Raw genomic sequence first — 22,402 nt, forward strand, 5'->3', positions numbered from 1 at the left:
AATAATCCGCTTATATAGTTCCTAAACTCCCGTTTTTGGGCTTGATGCGTCAATATATCATCAAAGCGTTTGCACCATCTATTGAAGCAAGGGGGCATGGCGGCGGGAGTTGTGTCTTTCATTTATCACACCATAACGTGAAATGGTTGCCATGCCTGTATTATACCTTTTTAGAGTCTTGTTTTTCGTTTAAGCACCGTTAGGAGGAAGTTTCAAATGGCAAGTATTAAAATTTTCGATTTGTCTTCGCCTCTGCCTGCCTCTATTGGCCGCCAAGAAGAATTTATTGGAGCCGTCGAGAATGCTGTCATCCGGGCTCTTGAAGCTCGGCAACTGCAAGACATTAGAGGCGGACTTCAACCCTTAACTACTGAAGTAATGCCAAAACAACCAACCCTTGTGGGATTCAGAGCAGTGCCAACTGAAGTAATGCCAAAACAACCAACCCTTGTGGGATTCAGAGCAGTGCCATAGGACAAGCTTAGACAGCAGCAGCATACACTTCAAAAAGGTTGACACATGGAACACAACACTGCTATTAATGCTTACCCTCTTTGCCCGAGTGCTCAACCCGAAATGGAGGGTAGCGTTGTCTTCGGAGTTGTCGGTGGTACGCTCGAAGAACCACGTCTAGCTCATCTTGTAGAACCGCAGCCCGTTACCGAGGAGCTACTGGCTCTTTCAGCCCCAGTTGCACCAACCGAAGTTTTTCGGTTTGCTGCACCGTGTGCGGGAAGCGCCTGCCAGCACTTTGATGGCTCAAATTGTCGTCTGGCAACGAAAATTGTCCAGTTACTGCCTAAGGTAATGACGGGATTACCACCATGTCGCCTGCGCCCAAACTGCCGCTGGTGGCAGCAAGAGGGAAAGGCAGCGTGTATGCGCTGTCCGCAAATTGTTACGGAAACCTACCATCCGTCTGAACAACTACGGCAATCGGCAAATCCTGCTGCTCATTTCGAGAATTAGCAGCTAAACAACAATTCTTGCACTACATTTTACTCTCAAGCGGGAACAAAGAAATGACACAAACTTTAGACAAAACTGAATTGGAGTTCGCAGATAAATTTGTACTGCCAGAAATTTCGCCTGCAACGAACGAAGATGTTATTGCTTACCTGCATCGTTCTCACAAGATTGCTGAAGTAGCAGCTTTGGCTGAATGTGATGCATTAGTTTTGAACATCTGCGAACAGCTCGGCATTACTGTTTCTGATGAAGAATTACAAGCAGCAGGAGATGCTTTTCGTCTAGAACACAAATTGCTAGGGGCTTCTGAAACCTTAGCGTGGCTTCAAAAACAGCGTATTACCGTAGAAGATTGGACTCAAGGTATCAGAGTAGCCCTACTCACAAAGAAGTTAAAAGAACATCTCTTTGGAGATGCTGTTGATGCTCACTACATGAGTAACCGTAACGATTATAAACGGGTTGCTCTCTCTCAGATTCTAGTCCGTGACTTACCAGATGCTCTGAAAGTAGCTTATGCAATCCGAGAGGAAAAGGCTTCCTTCTGTGCTTTAGCACTGGAATATTCAAAGGGTAAGCAGTCTCAAGAAAATGGTGGCTTTGTCGGGATTTGCTTTATTGCCAAACTTATGACTGAGATTGCACAGGCAATTTCTGAAGCGAGAGAAGGCGAAGTAATCGGACCCATTCAAACAAGACTTGGTTATCACATCCTGAAAATTGAAAAATGGTTTCCGACTGAACTCAGCGAATTAGTCAGAGAGGAAATTTTAGAATCCCTCTTTCAAGCTTGGTTACGGGAGCAAGTCAATTTTGCCCCTCATATTTAACAGTTTCAATAAGATAGCTGATTGTAAATTCAGGAGGATTTCTAAGTTAATTTCGGTAGAGTTGCCAGAATTAGTGCAACAGCCGTGTATAGCGATCGCTAACGCATTGATGCTAGAGTGGACAGCCATTGATTGGCATTTAAAACTAACAGGTGAATACGTGTTCTTAGAGGCCAATACCAGTCCTATGTTTCTGCACTTTGAGCCTCAAACTGGTTTTCCCATCACTCAGGAATTAGTCAAGCTGTTGATGAATTAGGCGAATGCTACTCATCCGTCAATTCCAACGTTGCACCTCAGAGCAACGCCAGTGTCATCACTGACCTAGCTAGAAGGATGCCTTTGCATCTGCGATCGCACCCCGATTTAGTTACGCGATCGCCACCACTTTCCCGCATCCTGACTCTTATTGCCTTTTCAGTTCACCCTCATATGCTCAGGAATGCCTGTGGGTATTGTAGTAGGGCTTCTGCTTTTTTTAGTCGTTCTATTTCTGTTTCTGCTACATCTACAATTACCACTTCTATTTCTGTGTTGTTTTTGACCATTTCTCTTTGACTTCGCAAGCTGATTTGTTTATTTTTGATTAACATATTTTCAATTCTCTTGACTGTCCGTTGAGCCATTGATTCGTGTACCCCCCAATCTTTTGCTATGTGAAATAGCGTTCTGTACTCTCGCGCCTTACTCTAATGTCAGCAAGATTTGGTCTGGTATTGTTAGCTTGGAATAGCTGCCACGGCTGCCCTGTTGGCATCCCGCACTACTTGCACCATTTCCCAAAACGTTCTTGGGGTCACTTCATACAGTCTTTTGAAGTCAGATGGTGAATTTGACAAAGCTTGTTTATATTTCATTTAGTTGTCTATAACTGTTCATTAATCCTTCCTCTATTTAGCTTATTCCTCTAAATTCTGCAAGAGGTCTCTTCTAAACCCTGTGAAATATGCCATTGGGTAACAAAATGCGGATGCCCATGAGATGCACTTTCGCAAACATCATTTTGAAATTCGGACAATTAACTAAATAGAAAAAGAGTTTGTGTTACCAAGGTAAGGTTCATGAAATGCTGGAGTGGCGACCGCAACGGCTTGAGCAGAAACAAAGGGGAGAGCGATCGCTCTCCCAATAACAATTCGTAACCTGATTTATGTGTTTCTACCGTTGAGCTTCCTTCTACCATTGTGGGCAGTCGGCAGTGGTACACTCAACGACCATCTCGTTTAGGGAGCTATCTATGATGATTCCAAGCCGTCGGAGTCAGTGCTGGCAATTTGGTTTAGCGAGTGTTTTTGTGGTAGGTGGAGCAATAACCTTAACAAGTGCGATCGCTTTCTCTGAAACTGGCGCTTTTGCCCAGGTCACTCCCGACCCTTCTTTAGGAACTGTAGTTACTCCTAACGTTACCCCTAACGGCACAACCTTTCAAATTACAGGGGGGGCAACTGCTGGCGATACCAATCTGTTCCACAGTTTTGAGAACTTTAGCATTCCCGACAGAGGCATTGCTGATTTCCTCAACGCTCCTGCGATCGCCAACATCCTAGCCAGAGTTACGGGTGGCTCTCCTTCTGATATTCAAGGGCTGATTCGCGCTGGAGGGAATGCCAATCTCTTCTTGATTAATCCCAACGGCATTATATTTGGACCCAATGCTCAGCTGGATATTGGTGGTTCATTTGTCGGGACAACAGCGAATGCGATCGCGTTTCCTGGCGGTGCGGAATTCTCCCTAACTTCAGCCGTTTCCCCCGATAATCCGTTGCTGATAGTTAATCCTTCGGCTTTGGTATTCAATCAAATTGTCGCCCAGCCGACTAATTCCATTGAAGTTAGAGGAACTCTAGCAGTTGATGAAAATCAAAGCTTGCTACTAATTGGGGGTAATGTGTCTCCATCTGCCACTTCAACCGGGAAAATCTCAATTCAGGGAGGTTTTTTAGACGCTCCGGGAGGTCGAGTGGAACTGGGAGGATTATTAGGAACAGGCACCGTTGGGCTAAATGTTGATGGAAATAATCTGCGTTTGAGTTTTCCCGATAGTGTAGCGCGAGCTGACGTATCTCTTACCGATGGTGCAAACGTGAATGTACGCGCGGCTGGTGGCGGGAGTATTATTGTCAACGCCCAGAACTTGAATATGGCAGGAGGAAGCCAACTTCAGGCGGGAATAAATTCACCCCTAGGGTTGCCTGAGAGCAAAGCGGGAGACATTGAAATTATTGCTTCAGATACCATTTCCTTTGATGGGGTCGGGAGCAATGGGTTATCAAGTGGTGTATTCAGCACTGTGGAACGTGGAGCTGTGGGCAACGGGGGGAACATCAGCATCACAACAGAATCTCTTTCGCTTACCAATGGTGCTGTAGTGTCGGCTGAGACTTTTGCACAGGGGGATGGAGGTAGTATCAGGATTACCGCCTCGGATACCCTCTTCTTTGATGGGTTGGGGAGCAATGGATTATCAAGCGGGTTGTTGAGTGGCACCAAAACACCAGCCACTGGTAAGGGTGGTGATATCACAGTTACTACTAATGTCCTGCGTCTAGCGAATGGAGCCGTTTTAAGTGCGCGAACTTGGAACCTTTACAGTGGCGGTAACATTACCGTTGATACCAACAACCTTGAGCTTAGTGGCGGCGGACAACTACTCACAACCGCCTACAGCATTGGTGCAGCAGGTAACATCACTGTCAATGCGACTGACGGTATTACCATTTCTGGCTCTGACCCCACCTTCAATGACCGACTTGTCCAAGAGGCCGATCCCTCGAAGCTCGATCAGGCTGACGCGGCTAGTGGGGTATTTGCTGATACAATTCAAATTCCTGATCTTGACCCCACAGGTGAGGGGGGAAACATAATCCTTACGACTGAACAGTTGATTGTTCGCGAGGGAGGTAAAGTCGCTGTGAGTACTGAAGGGTCAGGGGATGCAGGCGACCTTTGGATACAAGCTGACTCTATCCGTCTAGACACTGCTGCACGCCTTGAGGCTGAAACCAAAAGCCAACAACCTGATAGCCCAGAGGGGCAGGGGAATATCACACTACTCTCTCAAGAATTGGTGTTGCGTGGTGGTAGCAATATCACCACCAACGCCACTAACACAGCTACTGGCGGTAATATCACCATTGACACAGATGTAATAGCCGCCTTGGAAGATAGCGACATCAGTGCCAATGCTCAAGATGCCTTTGGGGGTCGGGTCATTATCACCGCTCAAGGCATTTTAGGTACAGAATTCCGGGAAGAACAAACCCCCCAAAGTGACATCACAGCCACTTCTGAACTTGGACCTGAGTTCAGCGGCACTGTGGAAATCAATACGCCCGATGTTGACCCCAGCCGTGGGTTAGCAGAATTGCCAACCATACCAGTTGATACTGAAGTAGCACAGGGTTGTAGTGCAGGTGGAAGTCAAGCTCAAAGCGAATTTATCATCACTGGTCGCGGCGGCTTGCCCCCTAATCCGGGTGAAGCACTCAACAGTGATGCCGTTCAGGTAGATTTGGTTACTCTCAACCCTAGAATAGAGAACCGCTCTATTCCACCTCAAGCCACGAATCCAACTAAACCCACAGGAGTTCCTCTCGTAGAAGCTCAGGGGTGGGTAATGGGTGCCAATAGCAAAGTGCTACTGACAGCGAATGCGCCCGATGCGCCCACCGTCACGCCCCATCGTTCCTGGCAGAAACCACCGGAGTGCGGTGTCAACTAAACTTTCCTGAAGCTGCGATCGCGATTATTCGTAATTATGCCAGCATCCTACCGTTTGCTTTCCTGTTTATCCGGATTGGTAACAACCTGTAATTCACTCAATAACTGTTGCTCTTGAGGAGGCTTTTGCTGTGATAGCTCAAAGCGGTCGGAGGTGGGGCTGGAAATTGGGGCTAGTGAGTGGGTTAGCGATAAGTGGGGCGATCGCCTCCTTTGGAAATTGCGTCCTCGCCCAGCTCAATCTCACACCCGATGCTGCTCCAGAAAGCAATCTGGGAACTCAAGTCGAGGCACTTACACCTCTAGTCGATCAGATCCAGGGCGGCACTCAACATGGCAATAACCTCTTCCACAGCTTCTCAGAATTTAATGTCGGTGAGGGACGAAGCGTCTACTTTGAGAATCCTGACGGAGTTACAAATATTCTGAGCCGAGTGACGGGGAATGACCTCTCTGACATCTTAGGTACGCTGGGTGTAGGAGCGCCCGGTGCATTGGGTACTGCTAATCTGTTTTTGATTAATCCCAATGGCATTATCTTTGGACCGAATGCCTGCCTAGATGTGGGAGGTTCATTTGTCGCGACAACAGCAGACAGTGTTGTTTTTGACAATGGCTTTGCCTTCAGTGCCACGAACTCCCAAGCGCCACCGTTACTGACTATCAATGTCCCCCTTGGCTTGCAGTTTGGAGCGAATCCAGGGAGCATTGTCAATCAATCAGTTGACGGACTGGAAGTTCAACCAGGAAAGACTTTGGCACTGGTGGGGAGTGAGGTGGCGATCGAGGGTGGTGTTCTTAAAGCACCCGATGGACGGATTGAACTAGGGAGTGTTGCCGGAAACCATCAGGTGAGCCTGACACCGACTAATACGGGCTATTCCTTGGACTATGGAGGTGTTGAGGAGTTTCAGGATATCCGTCTATCGCAAGCCGCTTTTGTCTCTACTAGTGGCAACAGCGGTGGCAGTATCCAGGTGCAAGGAAGAAACGTGATGCTCATTGATGGCTCATCCATTGCAGTGGTTACGCTAGGAGCGGGAACAGGAGAGGATTTGACGGTCAATGCCTCTGAATCGGTGCAACTGATTGGCACCTCAGCCAATGGTCGAACTCCCAGTGGTTTGTCGGCTCAAACTTATGAGAGAGGAGAAGCAGGAAGCTTGACGATTAACACTCCTGTGTTGCTGGTCTCTGATGGGGCACAGGTCTCAACTAGCACCTTTGCCGAAGGGGCTGGAGGGAGTTTGATGATTATCAATGCCTCTAAATCGGTGCAACTAATTGGCACCTCAGCCAATGGTCGAACTCCCAGCGGCTTGTTTGCTTCAACTACAGGAACAGGAGAGGCGGGAGACTTGACGATTAACACTCCTGTGTTGCTGGTCTCTGATGGGGCACAGGTCTCAACTAGCACCTTTGCCGAAGGGGCTGGAGGGAGTTTGATGATTATCAATGCCTCTAAATCGGTGCAACTGATTGGCACCTCAGCCAATGGTCAAACTCCCAGTGGCTTGTTTGCTTCAACTACAGGAACAGGAGAGGCAGGAGACTTGACGATTAACACTCCTGTGTTGCTGGTCTCTGATGGGGCACAGGTCTCAACTAGCACCTTCGCTGAAGGGGCTGGAGGGAGTTTGATTGTCAATGCCTCTGAATTGGTGCAACTGATTGGCACCTCAGCCAATGGTCGAACTCCCAGTGGCTTGTTTGCTCGCACTCAAGGGGCAGGAGAAGCAGGAGACTTGACGATTACTACACCGCAGTTGCTCATCTCTGATGGGGCACAAGCCACAGTCAGCAGCTTCGGAGAAGGGGTGGCAGGCAACCTCAGCATCACGGCTGACTCTGTTCATCTTGACAACGGCAAAATATTAGCACAGACTCTTTCAGCCGATGGCGGCAACCTAGAGCTGCACGTCACGGACTTATTGCTGTTACGCAATGACAGTGAAATTTCTACCACCGCAGGCACCGACCAGAAGGGTGGGGACGGCGGCAACATCACTATTGATATTGACTTCATCGTTGCCGTCCCTTCTGAAGATAGCGACATCACCGCCAATGCTTTCTCAGGACGAGGCGGCAATATCGACATCACCGCTACTGGCATCTATGGCACCGAGTTCCGAGAACAACGAACTCCAGAGAGTGACATCACCGCTAGTTCTGAGTTTGGAGTAGACGGTGTAGTAGAAATCAACACGCCAGATGTTGACCCCAGTCGTGGGTTAGCAGAGTTGCCAGCCGTACCAGTTGATACTGGAGTAGCCCAGGGCTGTAGTCCAGGTGGAAGTCAAGCTCAAAGCGAATTTATCATCACTGGTCGCGGCGGCTTGCCACCCAATCCGGGCGAAGCACTCAGCACTGATGCCGTTCAAGTAGATTTAGTTACTCTCAACCCTAGAATAAAGAACCGCTCTATCCCAAATATTTCCACGAATCGAACTAGATCCACACCCGTTCCTCTCGTAGAAGCTCAGGGGTGGGTAAGGGGTGCTAATGGCAAAGTGGTACTTACAGCGAATGCGCCCACCGTCACACCCCATCGTTCTTGGCAGAGGCCACCTGAGTGCAGTGCGCTTCAGTCGAACCCTAAACTTTGATATAGCAGAGATCTCCGAAAATTAATCTGAAACCCTTGCCCTGCCTGAGTCGATATTTAATTTTTGGAGATGTCTAGTAGTTGAGCAACTAAATTCACAACTTGTTGCAGTTGGAGCATTCTTTTCGCTACCACTGCTTTTTCCGGCAAAGACACTTTGCGAACGAAGGCAAGAACATGACAAGAAAACGGTCTGTATTTTTCCCTAGAGTCCGTCGCCTGCTGAAGTACGTGAAGACAAGAACCTACCGCCTCTTAACTCTACCGCTCCTTTTGGCTATGTTCTTGGGTACGGCGATATTGCCACCCACCTTTGCCTATATGACTGCGGAAAACACCATTGTCCAAAGTATCCCCGATACCCAAGAGATAGATCGACAAGCCAGAAAACTCTACGAAGCAGAACGGTTTTCTGAGTCAGCTTCGCTCTGGGAACAAGCAACTACTGACTTCAAAGCCTCTGGTGATGGACTTCAAGCAGCGATGACCTTAAGCAATCTCTCCTTAGCTTATCAGCAACTTGGACAGTGGACTGAAGCATCTCAAGCGATCACCCAAAGTTTAAATCTATTACAGACTGGACAAAATCTTGGCACCTCGAAAGAGCGATCGCTTCTCCTCGCCCAAGCCCTAGATGTTCAAGGTCGCCTGCAACTAGCACTCTCGAAATCTCAAGAAGCCCTAACTACCTGGCAACAAGCAGCTAACATTTATGCACAAGTAGGCGACACCTTAGGGGTAACTCGTAGCCGTGTTAACCAAGCCCAAGCCCTTCAAGCTTTGGGGCTTTACCGTCTGGCCCAGCAGACGTTAACCGAAACTACTCAGCTTCTGGAAAACCAACCCGATTCCCTTCTCAAGGTTACAGGGCTGCGGAGCCTCGGCAACGTCCTTCGAGTTGTTGGCGATTTAGAGCAATCCCGGCAAATCTTGCAGGAGAGTAAAGAAGTGGCTACGCGAGTGCAATCTCCTCAAGCTATCAGCGATGCCCTGCTCAGTCTAGGCAACACAGCCCGCGCCCAACAAGATACCCAAGTCGCTTTAGAGTTTTACAAGCAGGCTGCGATCGCATCCGTCTCACCCGCTACGCTCATCCAGTCTCAGATGAATCAGCTGAGCCTATTGTTGGAAAACGAGCAATTGAGCGCTGCCTATACATTGTTGCCCCAAATCCAGTCTGAAATTAGCAATCTACCCGCTAGTCGAATAGCGGTTTACGCCCGGATTAACTTTGCCCAAAGCCTGATGAAGCTAGGGACTGGGAGGTTGCGGGATTCCGGGAGCAACGGACAACGAACAACGGACATCGCTCAGCTACTAGCTACAGCTGTCCAGCAGAGCAAAAGCCTCAAAGACCAGCGAGCAGAATCCTATGTCTTAGGTACTCTTGGCGGACTGTACGAACAAACAAGGCAGTTATCTAATGCCTTTGACCTCACCCAGCAAGCCCTACTTCTAGCCCAAAGTATTGATGCTCCAGATATTGTCTATCAATGGCAATGGCAGTTAGGACGTTTACTCAAGGCTCAGGGAAATATTCAACAAGCGATCGCAGCTTACACGGAAGCATTCAACACTCTCAAGTCTCTCCGTCGCGACTTGGTCGCTATCAACCCAGAGGTTCAGTTTTCCTTTCGGGAAAGTGTGGAACCTGTCTATCGACAGCTTGTCGATTTGCTCTTGCAACCTGTAGGAACTTCCGAACCCAGTCAAAACAATTTTATAAAAGCTCGTGAAGTCATTGAAGCTCTCCAGTTGGCAGAACTAGACAACTTCTTGCGGGAAGCCTGCTTACAAGCAACCGTGGAGATTGACAAAGTAGTTGACCAAGAGAATTCAACAGCAGTCATCTATCCAATTATTTTGCCAGACCGACTAGAGGTTATCCTCAAAGTATCCCAGCAAAAAAACCTGTACCACTACTCCACTCCTGTAGCCGAGAGCCAAGCGGAAAGCGTTTTAAAGGAGCTACGGCAACAACTAATAGAACCTGATGCAACTGAAGAAGTTAAATCCTTGTCCCAACAGGTATATAACTGGTTGATCGAACCTGCTATGACAAATTTAGCCCAAAGTAATGTCAAAGAGTTAGTTTTTGTACTAGATGGTTCCTTGCGGAATATCCCAATGGCGGCTCTCTACGACGGTAAACAGTATCTCGTGGAAAACTACAGCGTTGCCTTAACCCCTGGCTTGCATCTGATAGACCCTAAGCCTTTGAAGCAGCGACAATTAAAAGCAATAGTCGCCGGAGTGAGTGAACCACGTTCGGGATTTTCTGCACTACCCAACGTGAAGCGCGAATTAGAGGAAATTCAGTCTGAAGTATCCAGCAAGGTACTTCTTAATCAGGAGTTTACCAGCACGGCTCTGCAAGATCGGGTTAACTCGCTGCCTTTCCCTGTAGTTCATCTTGCAACTCACGGTCAGTTCAGCTCTCAGGCTTCAAAGACATTTATTGTCGCTTGGGATAAGCGCATCTATGTCAACGAGTTGAATAACTTACTGCGAACTAGAGACCAAAGCCAGCCCAACAATGCTATTGAACTACTCGTTCTTAGCGCCTGTCAAACAGCTGCTGGCGACAACCGGGCAGCTTTAGGAATCGCTGGAGTAGCGGTGCGGGCGGGAGCGCGTAGTACCCTAGCTTCTCTGTGGAACGTGGATGATGAGTCTACCGCTCTCCTGATGAGCCAGTTTTACCGAGAGTTAACTAATAATCAAGCATTACCTAAAGCTGAAGCACTGCGTCACGCTCAGCTGGCTCTTTTAAAGAATCCTCAATTTCAACGTCCGATGTTTTGGGCACCCTACATTTTATTGGGTAATTGGCTTTAAAAAATTAAAAAACGAAGATATTTCTTCGTTTTTTTAATTCTTAATTGTTAGTAGGGATGCAGCATTCTACTATTGGCTCTTTTGCAATACTATCCAAGCCAACGCTTTGCAACAGGGCAGCCCAATCAAGAGCTTTCGGATCGGTACGGCGAAGCTGGGAGGCAACAGTCAACGCCTCGTACCAAAAACCGTTGGTGGCATAAAGGGCAACGCGATCGCGTGGTGTCGCTTTCTCTAACTGGCTCTCCAGGGCAGGGTTCACTGAGTTTCTTTGAATCCACCCCTCAACAAAAACAGGTGGTTGTTGTGGCTTACAGTAAATCTTGAAATACCAACGATACCGCTCACCAACCTTTAACGGGGGAGCTGTGGATGGAAGGGGCAGGCTAACAACCCCCGGCGTCTTGGGTAGCGTGACATTAGTCTGGTAGACTAACTTACCATCTTTATTCCGCAGCACAAACTCTCCAGTAAATGGGGGCTGATAAGGTACATAAAACCAGAAAGTGGGATGCTCGGCGGTCGTCGCTCCCCAGACCAATTCCGCATTCAGAGGCTGATAATCTGGGTAAACCGGCACCAAGGCAGTAAGCAGCTTTTTCTCAGACATAGAGCGCTGTCCGTCCATTTCCTCACAGACACGACGGCTTCCTGCTTCAAAGCGACGACCAGGTTCCCCGATGTCGGCGGGTGGAGGCGGTGCGGCAAATATCAACGATCCGTTTGATTGTCCGCTGGGGTTTAAGGTCGGGCGTTGCACAAGTAATACCGAGTCAACAGGCTGCGCCTGTAATCGCGTGCAGGCAAGGAGCGCCCAACTAATAGCAAAGGTAAGTTTAATCGTTTGAACAGGCAACTTCATTTGGGCGATCGCTCAAAGTTATCGGTGTATGCTACTGTTGCTGTGGCTCTGGAAGTCGCGTAGACTACTACACTACCGCCAGTAACTACCAAAGCCAAAACTGATGGGACGAGGGGTATCCAGATGCCTTGGGTGAACAGACCAAAGCAAACAACGTATAAAATCGAGAGTGCAGCTCCAGCCGCCAATCCCAGGTGTAGTCGTGACTGACAGTGCCAGACAAGGATACCTCCCACAAAACACCAGCTCCAGACCCAAAGAATTTCGCCCCAAACAGGCCAAACCCGTAATAGGGGTCGCCCATCTTTGACCGCACTCAGAATCTGACTCACCATCTGCGCTTGCACAATCACTCCTGGCATTTCTTGGTAGAACCCCTGACTACCACTGTACGGGGTGGGAATATAATCATGAGCGCTTTCGGCAGTGACACCGATCAGGACAATTCGACCCTTGACTCGATCGGGTTTGACCCGATCGTTAAGAACTTCTGCAAGCGTGACGGTTGGGGCAACCTCTAGAGGGGTGCGGTGGTAGGAGCGGTAATTGAGAAGTATTTGATAGCCCCACGCATCTACTTTTTGATAGCCGCCAGTATGAGCTTGCAAGCGCTTAAAGACGACGTGGCCCACTTGCAAATCCCCTTGAGGAGTGTACTTGGCAGAAATCCCCTCCGCCTCTAGATAATGGAATGCTAGCTGGGCGCTGAGGGCGTAGGGCGCAGTACAAGGGGATGCGGGGCCTGGTTTCATCGCTAATAGATGGCGACGCAGAACGCCGTCTAGGTCTTTGACAACATCACTAAAGCCTTGGCGTTCTGTCGGGACATTAGGAGGAGGCGAAATCCCAGGATGGTTGGCTTCTTGGTCGCGGACTTTGCAAATTGCGAACAAGTCCTCCTGACTTTGCATCCGAGCGGCTAAATCTGCTTGTTTGGGGTCTACAGGATAATCGCGGTAGATATCTAAACCAATCGTTCGCGCTTTGAGTGTCTTGAGTTTCTCCAAGAGTTGAACCAGGGCAAAATCCGATAAAGACCCTTTTCTCTGCTTCTGTTCTTTTAGCTGAAAATCATTTTCGGTGATAGTGACGATGAGGAGGCGCGGATCTTGCCCTTCATCTGGACGCGATCGCATTAACTGGTCGAAAGCTGTAAGCTCCCATGCTTGCAGCATCCCTAGATGGCGCACCCCCATAATCGCAGATGTTGCCACCACACCCAAAAGAAGCACTGTTTGCAGACAATGCCATTTGGGCAACAAAGAGCGATCGCGCTTTCTCCCATTGCCCTTTTCTGGCCAAGTCATAGGTTCTGCGGCAGGATTGGTGCAGATTACGGGCAACCAAGCCGCGCAGGGATATTGCTTCTCTAGTCCTTGCAGCCTTTCTCGTGCTTCTCGAACCGCAGCATATAAAGACTGTCCACCCGAAAAAGCTGTTAGAAAATGCCTTAAAAATTCTTGAGCTACCACGTCTGGCACTGGTTCCCGCATGACAATTACTTGGGGAATGTGCAAATCCTCCAGATGCTGCACCAAGCCCAAGCCATCACAGGAGTTGAAAATCGCTAAGCGTAAGCCACGTTCAATCGCTTTTTTTAGGGCATTCCTTAATCTGTCCAGCGTAATCGCGTCTGTTTGATTCAGCTGAAGCAGCCCTTTTTCTTTGCTGGAACTATGACCGGCAAAAAAGAGGATGTCCCAACCTTGTTTCCAGAGCTGGTCATTTAACTTGTCTTGTTGCGGCTCTACTAAAAATTTCGTTGATGCCTTATCTGATAATTGTTCTAGAAAAACCCGGTCTTTTCCAGTATCGATTCCTTGGCTATTACCAAGAATCGCTAAAATCCTTACTTTAGAACCGGGAGCTTGTACATTAGATTTTTTTGGGGGTTGGTACTCCGGGGCGCTCAAGGCGACTTCAGCCTTGGGGTAATCTTCAAAGAATTTCCATAGATGCCAAGGAAGCCGCCGCAAAAGGTTATCGTTAGTTTCAATGATGAAGCGAATTTCTTCGTCTCGGTCTAAGTGCGTTCGTAACTGCTGGTTAATGTTGCCAAACGGTTCCGAGTTGAGCCAAGCATTGATGCTGTTTGACAACTGCTGGCATAAATCGCTAAATTCAACCTCAGAAACATTAGTTACATCGGCTTCTTGAATTTTGATACGAGGACACCAATCCAGACGTTGATACAGAGCCTTATAGAGCAACTGCCAATGTCTGTAGAGTTCGGGAATTTCTGGCGCTGCTGATAAACATCCTGTGAACTTCATAGGATTAGGATCGCTTTGTTCCCAAAGCTGGGCTGTAACGGCTCCAAAGCCATTCCCCAAATCACCATTGCCTAGGCTCAAAACAACTAACTTATTCATTGGTGTCTGGCAAAAGAGCGGTCAGATTACAAAAGCCTCTTTCATACTGACATCACCGAAAGCCACTTGCAGTTTAAAGCTTTCTCCCGATCCTCCCTGAAATCGCTTCAGTTGAATGTAGTTATCTTGGAAACGAGATTGTACTTCCTGAAGAGTTTCTCCTGATTCAGAGAGCAAACCTAGTCTGAGGTTGGGTGGCAGATAAGTTTCTCCCCCTATTGGGTGTACCTGCACTAAAATACCCACGTTCTGTTCGTCCTCCGGTGCTAGAGCTACCAACAGTGCTACGGATTGACTCCCTAGTTTTAGCCCCAAGTCAATCAGCTTCGCCCGCTTCACGCTAGTTTCACTCGCACTGGATGCACTTCTCAGGCTAAAGCCTAAATTCTGTTCGTCTGTGCCTAAAAGTGCTGATATAGACTGCCAACCCGTCTCAAATATATTCTGGAACCATTGGCTTAGGTTAACTGGTTGAGAGTCACAAGCAACAATTGAAGCGAGTTTTTTCTCTGCTTCTAAGGATTGCCCAATCTGATGAATGTGTAAGAGCAAATCTTCGAGCGATCGCAAACAGCCCACAGGTAGCTCACCGCTTTCTGGAACCGTTGGGGTGAATCCTAGTAGCGTCGCTTCTCTCAACGATTTGTCAAACTGTACGGCGACATAACCAATCCGGTCTGACCAAACTTCGGGCGGAATCTGGACGACAGAGGTATCTGGCAAGACGGGACAACACTCTAATTTACCCTTATTGGGGATGGACAAATCGGCGACATCCATAAAGGTTTGCATCACTGGGTTACAGCTCTGACTAGTTTCCCAATCAGTCTTTATTCCCATACAACGTAGGTAGAAATTCACGGCAGATACCGCCAACGTATTGAGATAAACCTGTTTGGCTTTCTTCTGATTGCTTTGTTGTCTGCGAAACTGTTCGGCGAAGCGGTGGGCATCCGAGCTTAGAGGTACAGTGAAAGTTAAAGATTCTGACAGGTTTTCCATCATTTTTTGTCTCTAAATTAAGCAATATTATTGAGATAATATTCTTTCAAATTCGCAGAAAATTTATTCAAACAACGGTAATAGAAACTACTGATAGTTGGAATTTTTATACCAAACTCTGCTGAAATTTGTTTCCAAGAATCTCCCAAGATTCGCCGTCTCACTAAGGCTCGGAAGTTAGCTTTTGGATGATTTACTATATGTTCCTTTTGAAAAAGCTTTTCCGGGTCTGATTCTATATATTCGGTAAGAATTTCATTGAGGACTGGAGGTGATTCCGGTACTGCAAAATTATCCAAGTCTGCAAGGGTCATTTTTTGAATGCCGGGGCTGCCTAAGATTTTCGGAATGGCTTCTTTAAAAAATCGCCGCTCCAAGAGAACATTGGCCCATGCCATCACACCTCCGCGTTCCGGGTCGTACTTGTCAATGTTTTGGCAAATATAAAGTAACAGTTCTTGTCGTGCCTCATCATAAATATCTTCATAAACACCTGAAAATTGACCCCACTGCGGACGGCAAAGCCTGCCTGATTGTAGAATTCCATTCAGGAGCTTCCTTAAAGCTAGCTGCCGTCCTTGAGCCAACGGTGGATGCTGCTGGGCGCTCTTGGCTAGTTGTTTAAGTTGCTCATCTAGTTCATCAAACGCCGTCTTATTCATTTAAGACACCAAAGGTTATTGAACAGCCGATACGAACCTCTATTTGTTTCTCAGATGCGAAACACGAATTTTATGCGAAACCTCGTTTATTGTTACAAAAATTTTCAAAGGCGCTTAGTACAAGCGGAACATCCGATCTGGTGTCAACTACTGCTGTTGAGAGAAATTCCTGCGGAAGCTTTTGAGCCTAGCTAAGACTTAAGAGAGCGCCGTTCTTTGAAGAAGATAGTCCGAAGATGATTTGCCAGTAATTAGCTACCAGTCCGAATTCCCGTCAGGTGGCTCAGACTCAGGTCACGCGCCGTGACACTTAAGACTTTCAAACACGAGGAGCGTCCGTGTCCGTATCAAGTATAGGTGAGTATTGAGAGTGCCAAAGCAGAACCACCAAGAGCGTCTGGTTAGGTTGTTCAAAGATTTTGGGTGTTTCCTTTACAGACCATAACGTTGACCTTACGAAGCTTTGACTTTTTGAGTATAAAGTTTCGTAACAAAAAGACGCTTCGGATAAAAGAAGCCGCCTGAACCAGATAAAAGGTAGAGCAACGCATTAGTTCATTCTGCACGCAGCACTCATGGCATCACATGACCAACTTAGGTAATTGTATTGTTGACACTCCAACACACAATTCCATCTCAAATTTTTCCCTTCGATGATTATGGACGACCCAACATGCCAATTCGTCAAGCAATTAATAACCGTTGCCTATGAAATTACCAAAAATTACTACATACAATAGACTCCCTGCATAAATCGTGAAGCATGTGCCAGTTCGTAGTTCAACAAGCCAGCAATCAAATCTATCAGATTTAAACGCAGACCAAACCGCTGGCGGCGGTTACGATAGCGACCTGAAAAGATGCGAAAAATCTTAAAGTGGCGAATCATATGCAGGGATTCGCACTCGTAGCCGAGCTAATGCCCGGTTATGCTGCTTTCCGCCTTTGGCAACAGTTGCTTGCAAATTTTTTGGTAGGAATAACACGCTCCTAGATGTCGTGAAGTCAAGAGGGCGAGCGCCGCTTCGACTTTCAGCCTTCTGTTGAACTTCTTGAACTGTGGGCACAAAAGAGACGTCGAGTCCCGTGGCTGAGAAACTCTCCGGTTTCTTGATTATGTCTTCCATAATTTGAGCACACAGGCTTTGGATGTATTGAACAGCCTGCCGAGCTTCCTCATGAGTTAGCTTCTTAAGCTTCCATTTCTTCTGTGGAAGTTGCTATTTTTCCTGCTGATAAATCTCTGAATATTCGCTTTGTAAGTCCTGTAGTTGGAGAACAATCGGAATATCTGACCAATTACGTCGCTGTGAATTGTCGTAATTGAGCCATTTAGCGCTCGTGTCGAATAACATGACTGAGGTTACTAACCAAACCCGTTGCTCGAACTCCCGGTACGCTGAGAGTACTACTACTCCCAGCAAATACTCCCACCAGGGCAACAGGCTTGCTAGCCTTAGTGCCAACCCTGTGAAGATCGGTAAAGCGTGTCGTAGTGAGGTTTAGGTTAAATAAATGTGAAAAAGCTTACCTTTCCAGCTTTTCAGTCCTCAGTAAGCCTACTAAATTAGACTAGACACGCTACTACTTCAGGAGCAGTTCCAACCACTGGGTCAGAAAAGAACTTTCAATTTTATTCTGCCTGGAGTAATGAAGCAGCGTTAGTCAAGACTGCTCTGTAACACACTAATTAACTCCTCCAATCGTAGGACTTTGTGCCCAGAATGTTTGTAAATACGGAGTTGTGATAAAGCTAGCTGTTCTTTTTTGGTTTGCCGACTAACATTCATTGAATTCCGGTCAATTACAAGGGTATCCTCAATCCCCCGATCTAGATTTTCAGCAATTTCCAACAGCGTTTCAGCGAAAGCTTCCGGCACTCGGATTGTAATTGTCGGCTTATTTTTCCACCGTGAGGGACGACCCCCACCCGCTCTTGCACCACCCCGACCAGAATTACCCATCATTAACCCCTTCAAGTTTTGTTACTAAATTGACGGAACATCAAAGTGTATAGCTGCTGTTACAAAACCAGTTGCTTTTGTTCAAAAGCTTTTTTAACTGTAAGCTATGCTTTTCTGGATTTGACACAGAATTGTTAAAATATCCTTAAAAATATCTCTAAAGTTGAAATCGTTATAGGGAAAGCGTTTCAGCCTCGTGTTCTTAGAAATCCCCTTATAGCTGGTCATTGACAATCAGTTTTATTTGTGATAAAGGTTCACCCCAAAACATTAATGGCGGCCCGTGTTTGGTCGGGAGACACTTCCAGGTATCTCTGCAAAGCTCCTAAATCTCTATGTCCGCTGATTTCTTGTAGGACCCGAAGGATGACTCCTTCGCCGTGCATGATCGTCAGCGATGTCCGGCGACAGCTGTGAGAGGAAGCCCCAGAAATGTCAAGTTTGTCAAAAGCTATCTCAAAAATGCTAATAGCATTTCTGAGGCTGAGACATCCTTTCCCTTGCTGTCCTGGAAACAGAAAAGGATTTTTGGGATCGACGAATAAAAATCCGTAGTTTGAGGAGCTGGTCACTCCTAAAGTGTCATACTCACTCGTTGGTGGAGTTGAGGCATTAAGTTGGCACTTGACCAGTTTCGATTCGTGAGAATAATGATGGCATTTCTTACACAGATAAACTTGTTGTTTGTCTCTGTACCAGCCTTGCTTACTGAGATGATTAGAGCCGCAAAGAGGACATTGAAGCAAATTATTCCAAACCAGTTTCCCTTCGGAATTTAAGTTCTTGTGGCTCCATCCTTCAAATAACTCTCGCAGGTGGAGTAATTTTAAAGAATCTTGGCGATATTGTTGGAGAATCTCTTTAAGATGAGGGTGGGTAGGAATTGTCCGAGTCGCTTGTTGTCCTTTAGTATTCGCTTTACGAAGGATAATATCATTTCGCACGGTTTCTTGATGAAAAGCGTCAACAAAATGCATTTGTCGGGCTTCAGAAACTCGACAAGCTGTATAAAAGCAGGTGGCAAATAGAGCTTTATCTCTCGTAAATCTGAATCCTTGCTCAAATAGCTGTTGAATTTCTCTATGGCTGAGAACTTTAGCTTGACCATTTCTGTCAATCAACATAAGTTTATGGCTCCTCGATTCCTAAAAAAAATGGGAACAATTTTACAGAGTTTTCAATGGCACAATTACTTCATTCAACCCAAATACTCAGGTTAAGGTAAAAGAAGTACAGCCTGTTCAACTTCTTCTCTAGAAACTTCTAAATATTTTTGGAGATGGGTGAGCCGGGTATGCCCAGAAATATTTTGAGTCACTCTGAGAGGCACCCCAGCTTTATTTATCTCTGTTAGTGCTGTCCGTCGCCAACTATGAGTAGAAGCTCCAACTACATTCACTCGCTTACAACCATTCATGAAGATTCCAGTGACTGTGTTCAAAGCGAGACACCCTTTTCCTTCTGCACCAGGGAATAAATAAGGGTTGTTAGGGTTCATGAAAAGAAAACCGTAACTCATTGAGTTATAAACTCCCAAACGAATTATGTTATCTCTCAATTCAGGATGATCCACGAAAGCTGTTTTTGTTTGAAAGCGATACAAACAGCTTTTACATTTATACATTTGTTTATCCCGACTCATTCCAGCGGTTGTAATGTCGTAACTAGCACATTTCGGGCAAATAATTCTCTGCTCGCTGTCAAAAACCTGACCACAATGCAAGCTCTTGTAATCCCATTGTCCGATAATCTGTTTAATCTTTATAAGTTCTATAGAGTCTTGGATGTATTTTTCTAAAGATGGGATTAGCTTCGGATGAGTGGGAATGCAGCGAGTAGCCTGTTGACCTTTAGTAATGCATTTCCTAATGACGATAGTCTCTCGAACTTTATCTCCATCAAAGATATCTGTGTATCGAGCTTGTCGTGCTTCTGAAATCCGACAAGCTGTGTAATAACAAAGTTCATTCAGAGTCCGATCTCGCTGGCAAAGGAATCCCTTAGTTAGCAGCAGTTCTCGTTCTTCTGGAGTTAAAACTTTGGCCTGACCGTTTCGATTAACTTTCATGAGATTTTCTTGAATTAGAGTTGATAGCTTTTTTGGGTTGGACAGACAATTTGGACTTTAAGCAACCCGGTTTAATTCCCAGATCGCCGCAGCGATTTAGGAAAATTTTTGGCAAAATTCCCCTGGTGCAGAATCAACGATTTAAGAAGGAAGCTTGAAGTTGGCTTAAGTAGATTTTTTAGCGACTGACTCATTCTAAGGGGCAACTGTTTAGTCCTAACTAGGTTGCACCCTGTTGTAAAGTTTTGTTAAAGCGAATAAGTTCCGCCAGTCTTGTTGGCGGGAACGATATTTCCGTGGTGCCAAGTGAAGGAGTAAAATTTCTCAAAATTCTTAGAACTGCGTTTTCTGGATAGTCCCGTGACAGTCACTTCCATGTCTCGCACTGCTGCTGTGCAGTAATCGTTTAGCTTCTGGAGAAGTTCTTGGTTGCCAGAATCCGCAACAGTGCAGATTACTGCTAAGGAAACCAGCAACCAGGAATTGCCATGATATTGAGAAGTGAGACTTTTGAGTACTTTACGTTGGGGAGCTTTCAGCTCGTTAGTAGAAACAAGCTTACGAAGAATTTTCCAGGCTTTAAGTCGTTCTGGGGTAGAAACGTTGTGATAAGGCTTGAGGCAGCGGCTGAAAGTATAATTGGCCTGCATTTCAATAATGTGGCAGAACAGGTCAGGTGCACTTGTGAAGGGACAGTCATATTCCTGGTTAGCGAACGCTTTACTAATCCACGGGTGTCCGCTTTCAATCAGCTTCCACAAGTTCTGGAGTAAATTCGCCCGTGCCCAAATCGCGTCGTAGTACCACTGGTTGACGGTCTGGTCCTCAACCGCTTCAATGAAAGGGTCATTTCCTTGAAGCTTTGCCTGCCAGCAGTGAGAAACAAAGAAATAGAAAGCAGCTAGATGACCCCAGTAAGCTTTCTGGTCTTCTGTCTGAGCATATTTCAGAAGGCTTTGACGAGGAAGGTGCCCGATGTACTTGGCTAGCGATGGTTCGGGACTGGATGAGAAAGGGTTCATTTTTAAGAAGTGGTTTAAAGTTCAGAGTCAGGCGTCTTGAAGTACGAATTGAAGCGACAGTCTCGGCGGCTATCTTGCCGTGCGATCGCTTCCTGCTGAGACTTGAGACAGTCATGGGCAGCTCAACATCTAAGCATTCAAATATCTTAACATCTAAATATTTAAACATTCAGACATTTAAACATTTAGATGCTTTTCACTTTGAACTGCGATAGAATCTGTCCATCAGGACTCATTGCCGCATCCCATGATTGTGACAGTTGCTCTAAGCTTTTAAACATTCAAGCATTTAAGCATTTAGATGCTTTTCACTTTGAACTGCGATAGAATCTGTCCATCAGGACTCATTGCCGCATCCCATGATTGTGACGGTTGCTTCATTTAAAGGAGGGGTGGGGAAAACAACCACGGCCTTACATTTGGCTGCCTACCTCCAACAGCATGCTCCAACTCTTGTGGTAGATGGGGATCTTAACCGCAGTGCTAGTGAGTGGGCTAGTCGAGAGAAATTGCCGTTTAAGGTTGTGGATGAAAAGCAGGCAATCCGCTTTGCCAAACAGTACGAACATATTGTGATTGATACACCCGCGCGACCTGCTCCAGAAGAACTTAAGACCTTGGCTGAGGGCTGCGACCTACTGGTCTTGCCCACTTCGCCTGATGCGCTGGCTCTCAGTGCCATGCTGCAAATGGTGGCGGCGCTGCATGCCCTTACTTCTAACTACCGAATTTTGCTAACTCTGATTCCTCCTCATCCCAGCAAAGTTGGACTAGAAACGAGAGCTACGATTGAAAATGCCTCTCTACCTATCTTTAAATCGGAAATTCGACGGCTAGCAGTCTTCCAACGGGCTGCCTTAGAAGGGGTTCCAGTCTGCGATGTGAAAGACCCCTATGCTAAAAATGCTTGGCGCTGCTATACCGCTGTTGGGAAGGAGATACTGCCATGAGCCGTTTTGACGAGCTATTCAATGCCGCTAAAAAAGTACCTGCACCTGAGACCGAGCCGACCAAAAGTACCAAACTATCTAAAAGTAAAGACCCCAACTATATCCGCACGACTGTTTACCTTCCCAAGGAATTACATCGGCAACTGAAGTCCGTCGCGGTGTCGGATGAACAGGAGATGAGCCAGATTGTTGAAGAATCTCTTGCCCAGTATCTGAAATCTCGATCGACTTATCTAGATGTTTAAATTCTTGTGCGATCTCGCTACTACGTCCTGATAGCGGCGATCGCGCGAAGGTGAAGATTGACGCTTCAATGTAGCAAGAATTTCATCAACCGTGCGCTTGCTTTTCGACCAATTCTTAAATTAATGTTTGTCGCACTCGCTCCTCACTCCGTCCCAAGTGTCTCTTTCGGCTCCTTTGGCTTGTTAGAGTCGAGAGGGGATATTATTCCCCGTCCCTCTCTGTTAAATCTGGGCGTGCAACTTTCATCGCACCCAGCTTCCGATATTCTCAAGGTTTAAACCCGTTGCTTCAT

The 22,402-nt window shown here is 46.7% G+C and carries 18 protein-coding genes and 2 pseudogenes; 9 read left to right on the top strand and 11 right to left on the bottom strand.

What is annotated here, in order from left to right:
* Nucleotides 1-216 precede the first annotated feature (216 nt).
* The 4 genes and pseudogenes from H6F50_RS17125 to H6F50_RS17140 form a co-directional block, all read left to right on the top strand.
* Entirely contained in the window at nucleotides 217-474 is a 258-nt protein-coding gene (locus tag H6F50_RS17125; RefSeq protein ID WP_190429632.1) for a hypothetical protein, read from the top strand.
* Between the two features lie 45 nt (nucleotides 475-519).
* A complete protein-coding gene (locus H6F50_RS17130) occupies nucleotides 520-969 on the top strand; it encodes a nitrogen fixation protein (RefSeq protein WP_190429633.1) in 450 nt (149 codons plus the stop codon).
* A 53-nt stretch (nucleotides 970-1,022) separates the two neighbouring features.
* Nucleotides 1,023-1,799 carry a peptidylprolyl isomerase gene (locus H6F50_RS17135; protein ID WP_190429634.1) on the top strand — a complete coding sequence of 259 codons (777 nt, stop codon included), beginning with the start codon at nucleotides 1,023-1,025 and terminating at the stop codon, nucleotides 1,797-1,799.
* A gap of 40 nt (nucleotides 1,800-1,839) precedes the next feature.
* Nucleotides 1,840-2,058 (top strand): annotated as a pseudogene (locus H6F50_RS17140) (hypothetical protein); the annotation flags it as partial.
* A 169-nt stretch (nucleotides 2,059-2,227) separates the two neighbouring features.
* Here H6F50_RS17140 and H6F50_RS17145 read toward each other — a convergent pair.
* A pseudogene (locus H6F50_RS17145) lies at nucleotides 2,228-2,467 on the bottom strand (hypothetical protein); the annotation flags it as partial.
* Between the two features lie 51 nt (nucleotides 2,468-2,518).
* Complete coding sequence (locus tag H6F50_RS17150; RefSeq protein WP_190429635.1) at nucleotides 2,519-2,656, bottom strand: hypothetical protein; 138 nt, start codon at nucleotides 2,654-2,656, stop codon at nucleotides 2,519-2,521.
* Nucleotides 2,657-3,036: 380 nt separating this feature from the next.
* Here H6F50_RS17150 and H6F50_RS17155 point away from each other — a divergent pair, with 380 nt between their 5' ends.
* From H6F50_RS17155 to H6F50_RS17165, 3 genes are all read left to right on the top strand, one after another.
* Entirely contained in the window at nucleotides 3,037-5,520 is a 2,484-nt protein-coding gene (locus tag H6F50_RS17155; RefSeq protein ID WP_190429636.1) for a filamentous hemagglutinin N-terminal domain-containing protein, read from the top strand.
* Nucleotides 5,521-5,650: 130 nt separating this feature from the next.
* A complete protein-coding gene (locus H6F50_RS17160; RefSeq protein WP_347277176.1) occupies nucleotides 5,651-8,125 on the top strand; it encodes an S-layer family protein in 2,475 nt (824 codons plus the stop codon).
* Nucleotides 8,126-8,301: 176 nt separating this feature from the next.
* Complete coding sequence (locus H6F50_RS17165) at nucleotides 8,302-10,962, top strand: CHAT domain-containing protein (RefSeq protein ID WP_190429637.1); 2,661 nt, start codon at nucleotides 8,302-8,304, stop codon at nucleotides 10,960-10,962.
* Nucleotides 10,963-11,002: 40 nt separating this feature from the next.
* On the opposite strand, the gene H6F50_RS17170 is transcribed toward H6F50_RS17165, so the two are convergent.
* From H6F50_RS17170 to H6F50_RS17215, 9 genes are all read right to left on the bottom strand, one after another.
* Nucleotides 11,003-11,824, bottom strand: a complete 822-nt coding sequence (locus H6F50_RS17170) for a DUF928 domain-containing protein (protein WP_190429638.1) — start codon at nucleotides 11,822-11,824, stop codon at nucleotides 11,003-11,005.
* On the bottom strand, nucleotides 11,821-14,196 hold the full coding sequence (locus H6F50_RS17175) for a CHASE2 domain-containing protein (protein ID WP_190429639.1): 2,376 nt from the start codon (nucleotides 14,194-14,196) through the stop codon (nucleotides 11,821-11,823). Before H6F50_RS17175 ends, H6F50_RS17170 begins: the two co-directional genes overlap by 4 nt.
* Before the next feature lie 21 nt (nucleotides 14,197-14,217).
* The gene (locus tag H6F50_RS17180) at nucleotides 14,218-15,201 is read right to left on the bottom strand and encodes a DUF1822 family protein (protein WP_190429640.1); all 984 of its coding nucleotides are present in this window, start codon (nucleotides 15,199-15,201) and stop codon (nucleotides 14,218-14,220) included.
* 14 nt (nucleotides 15,202-15,215) lie between these two features.
* On the bottom strand, nucleotides 15,216-15,860 hold the full coding sequence (locus H6F50_RS17185) for a sigma-70 family RNA polymerase sigma factor (protein ID WP_190416057.1): 645 nt from the start codon (nucleotides 15,858-15,860) through the stop codon (nucleotides 15,216-15,218).
* Between the two features lie 1,220 nt (nucleotides 15,861-17,080).
* A complete protein-coding gene (locus H6F50_RS26555; RefSeq protein WP_199292215.1) occupies nucleotides 17,081-17,326 on the bottom strand; it encodes a hypothetical protein in 246 nt (81 codons plus the stop codon).
* A gap of 195 nt (nucleotides 17,327-17,521) precedes the next feature.
* Nucleotides 17,522-17,827, bottom strand: coding sequence for a hypothetical protein (locus H6F50_RS17200; protein WP_199292216.1), 306 nt, complete (start codon nucleotides 17,825-17,827; stop codon nucleotides 17,522-17,524).
* A gap of 254 nt (nucleotides 17,828-18,081) precedes the next feature.
* A complete protein-coding gene (locus H6F50_RS17205) occupies nucleotides 18,082-18,948 on the bottom strand; it encodes a tyrosine-type recombinase/integrase (RefSeq protein WP_190429641.1) in 867 nt (288 codons plus the stop codon).
* Between the two features lie 92 nt (nucleotides 18,949-19,040).
* Entirely contained in the window at nucleotides 19,041-19,892 is an 852-nt protein-coding gene (locus tag H6F50_RS17210) for a tyrosine-type recombinase/integrase (RefSeq protein ID WP_190429642.1), read from the bottom strand.
* Nucleotides 19,893-20,140: 248 nt separating this feature from the next.
* Entirely contained in the window at nucleotides 20,141-20,914 is a 774-nt protein-coding gene (locus H6F50_RS17215; protein WP_190429643.1) for a hypothetical protein, read from the bottom strand.
* A 359-nt stretch (nucleotides 20,915-21,273) separates the two neighbouring features.
* Here H6F50_RS17215 and H6F50_RS17220 point away from each other — a divergent pair, with 359 nt between their 5' ends.
* Nucleotides 21,274-21,864 (top strand): ParA family protein, encoded by a 591-nt coding sequence (locus tag H6F50_RS17220; RefSeq protein WP_190429644.1) that lies wholly within the window; start codon nucleotides 21,274-21,276, stop codon nucleotides 21,862-21,864.
* Nucleotides 21,861-22,109: a hypothetical protein gene (locus tag H6F50_RS17225; protein WP_190429645.1), complete on the top strand. Its 249-nt coding sequence runs from the start codon at nucleotides 21,861-21,863 to the stop codon at nucleotides 22,107-22,109. Before H6F50_RS17220 ends, H6F50_RS17225 begins: the two co-directional genes overlap by 4 nt.
* Nucleotides 22,110-22,402: the final 293 nt, after the last annotated feature.

It is taken from the genome of Coleofasciculus sp. FACHB-712 (genome assembly GCF_014695635.1).
Lineage (GTDB): Bacteria > Cyanobacteriota > Cyanobacteriia > Cyanobacteriales > FACHB-T130 > FACHB-T130.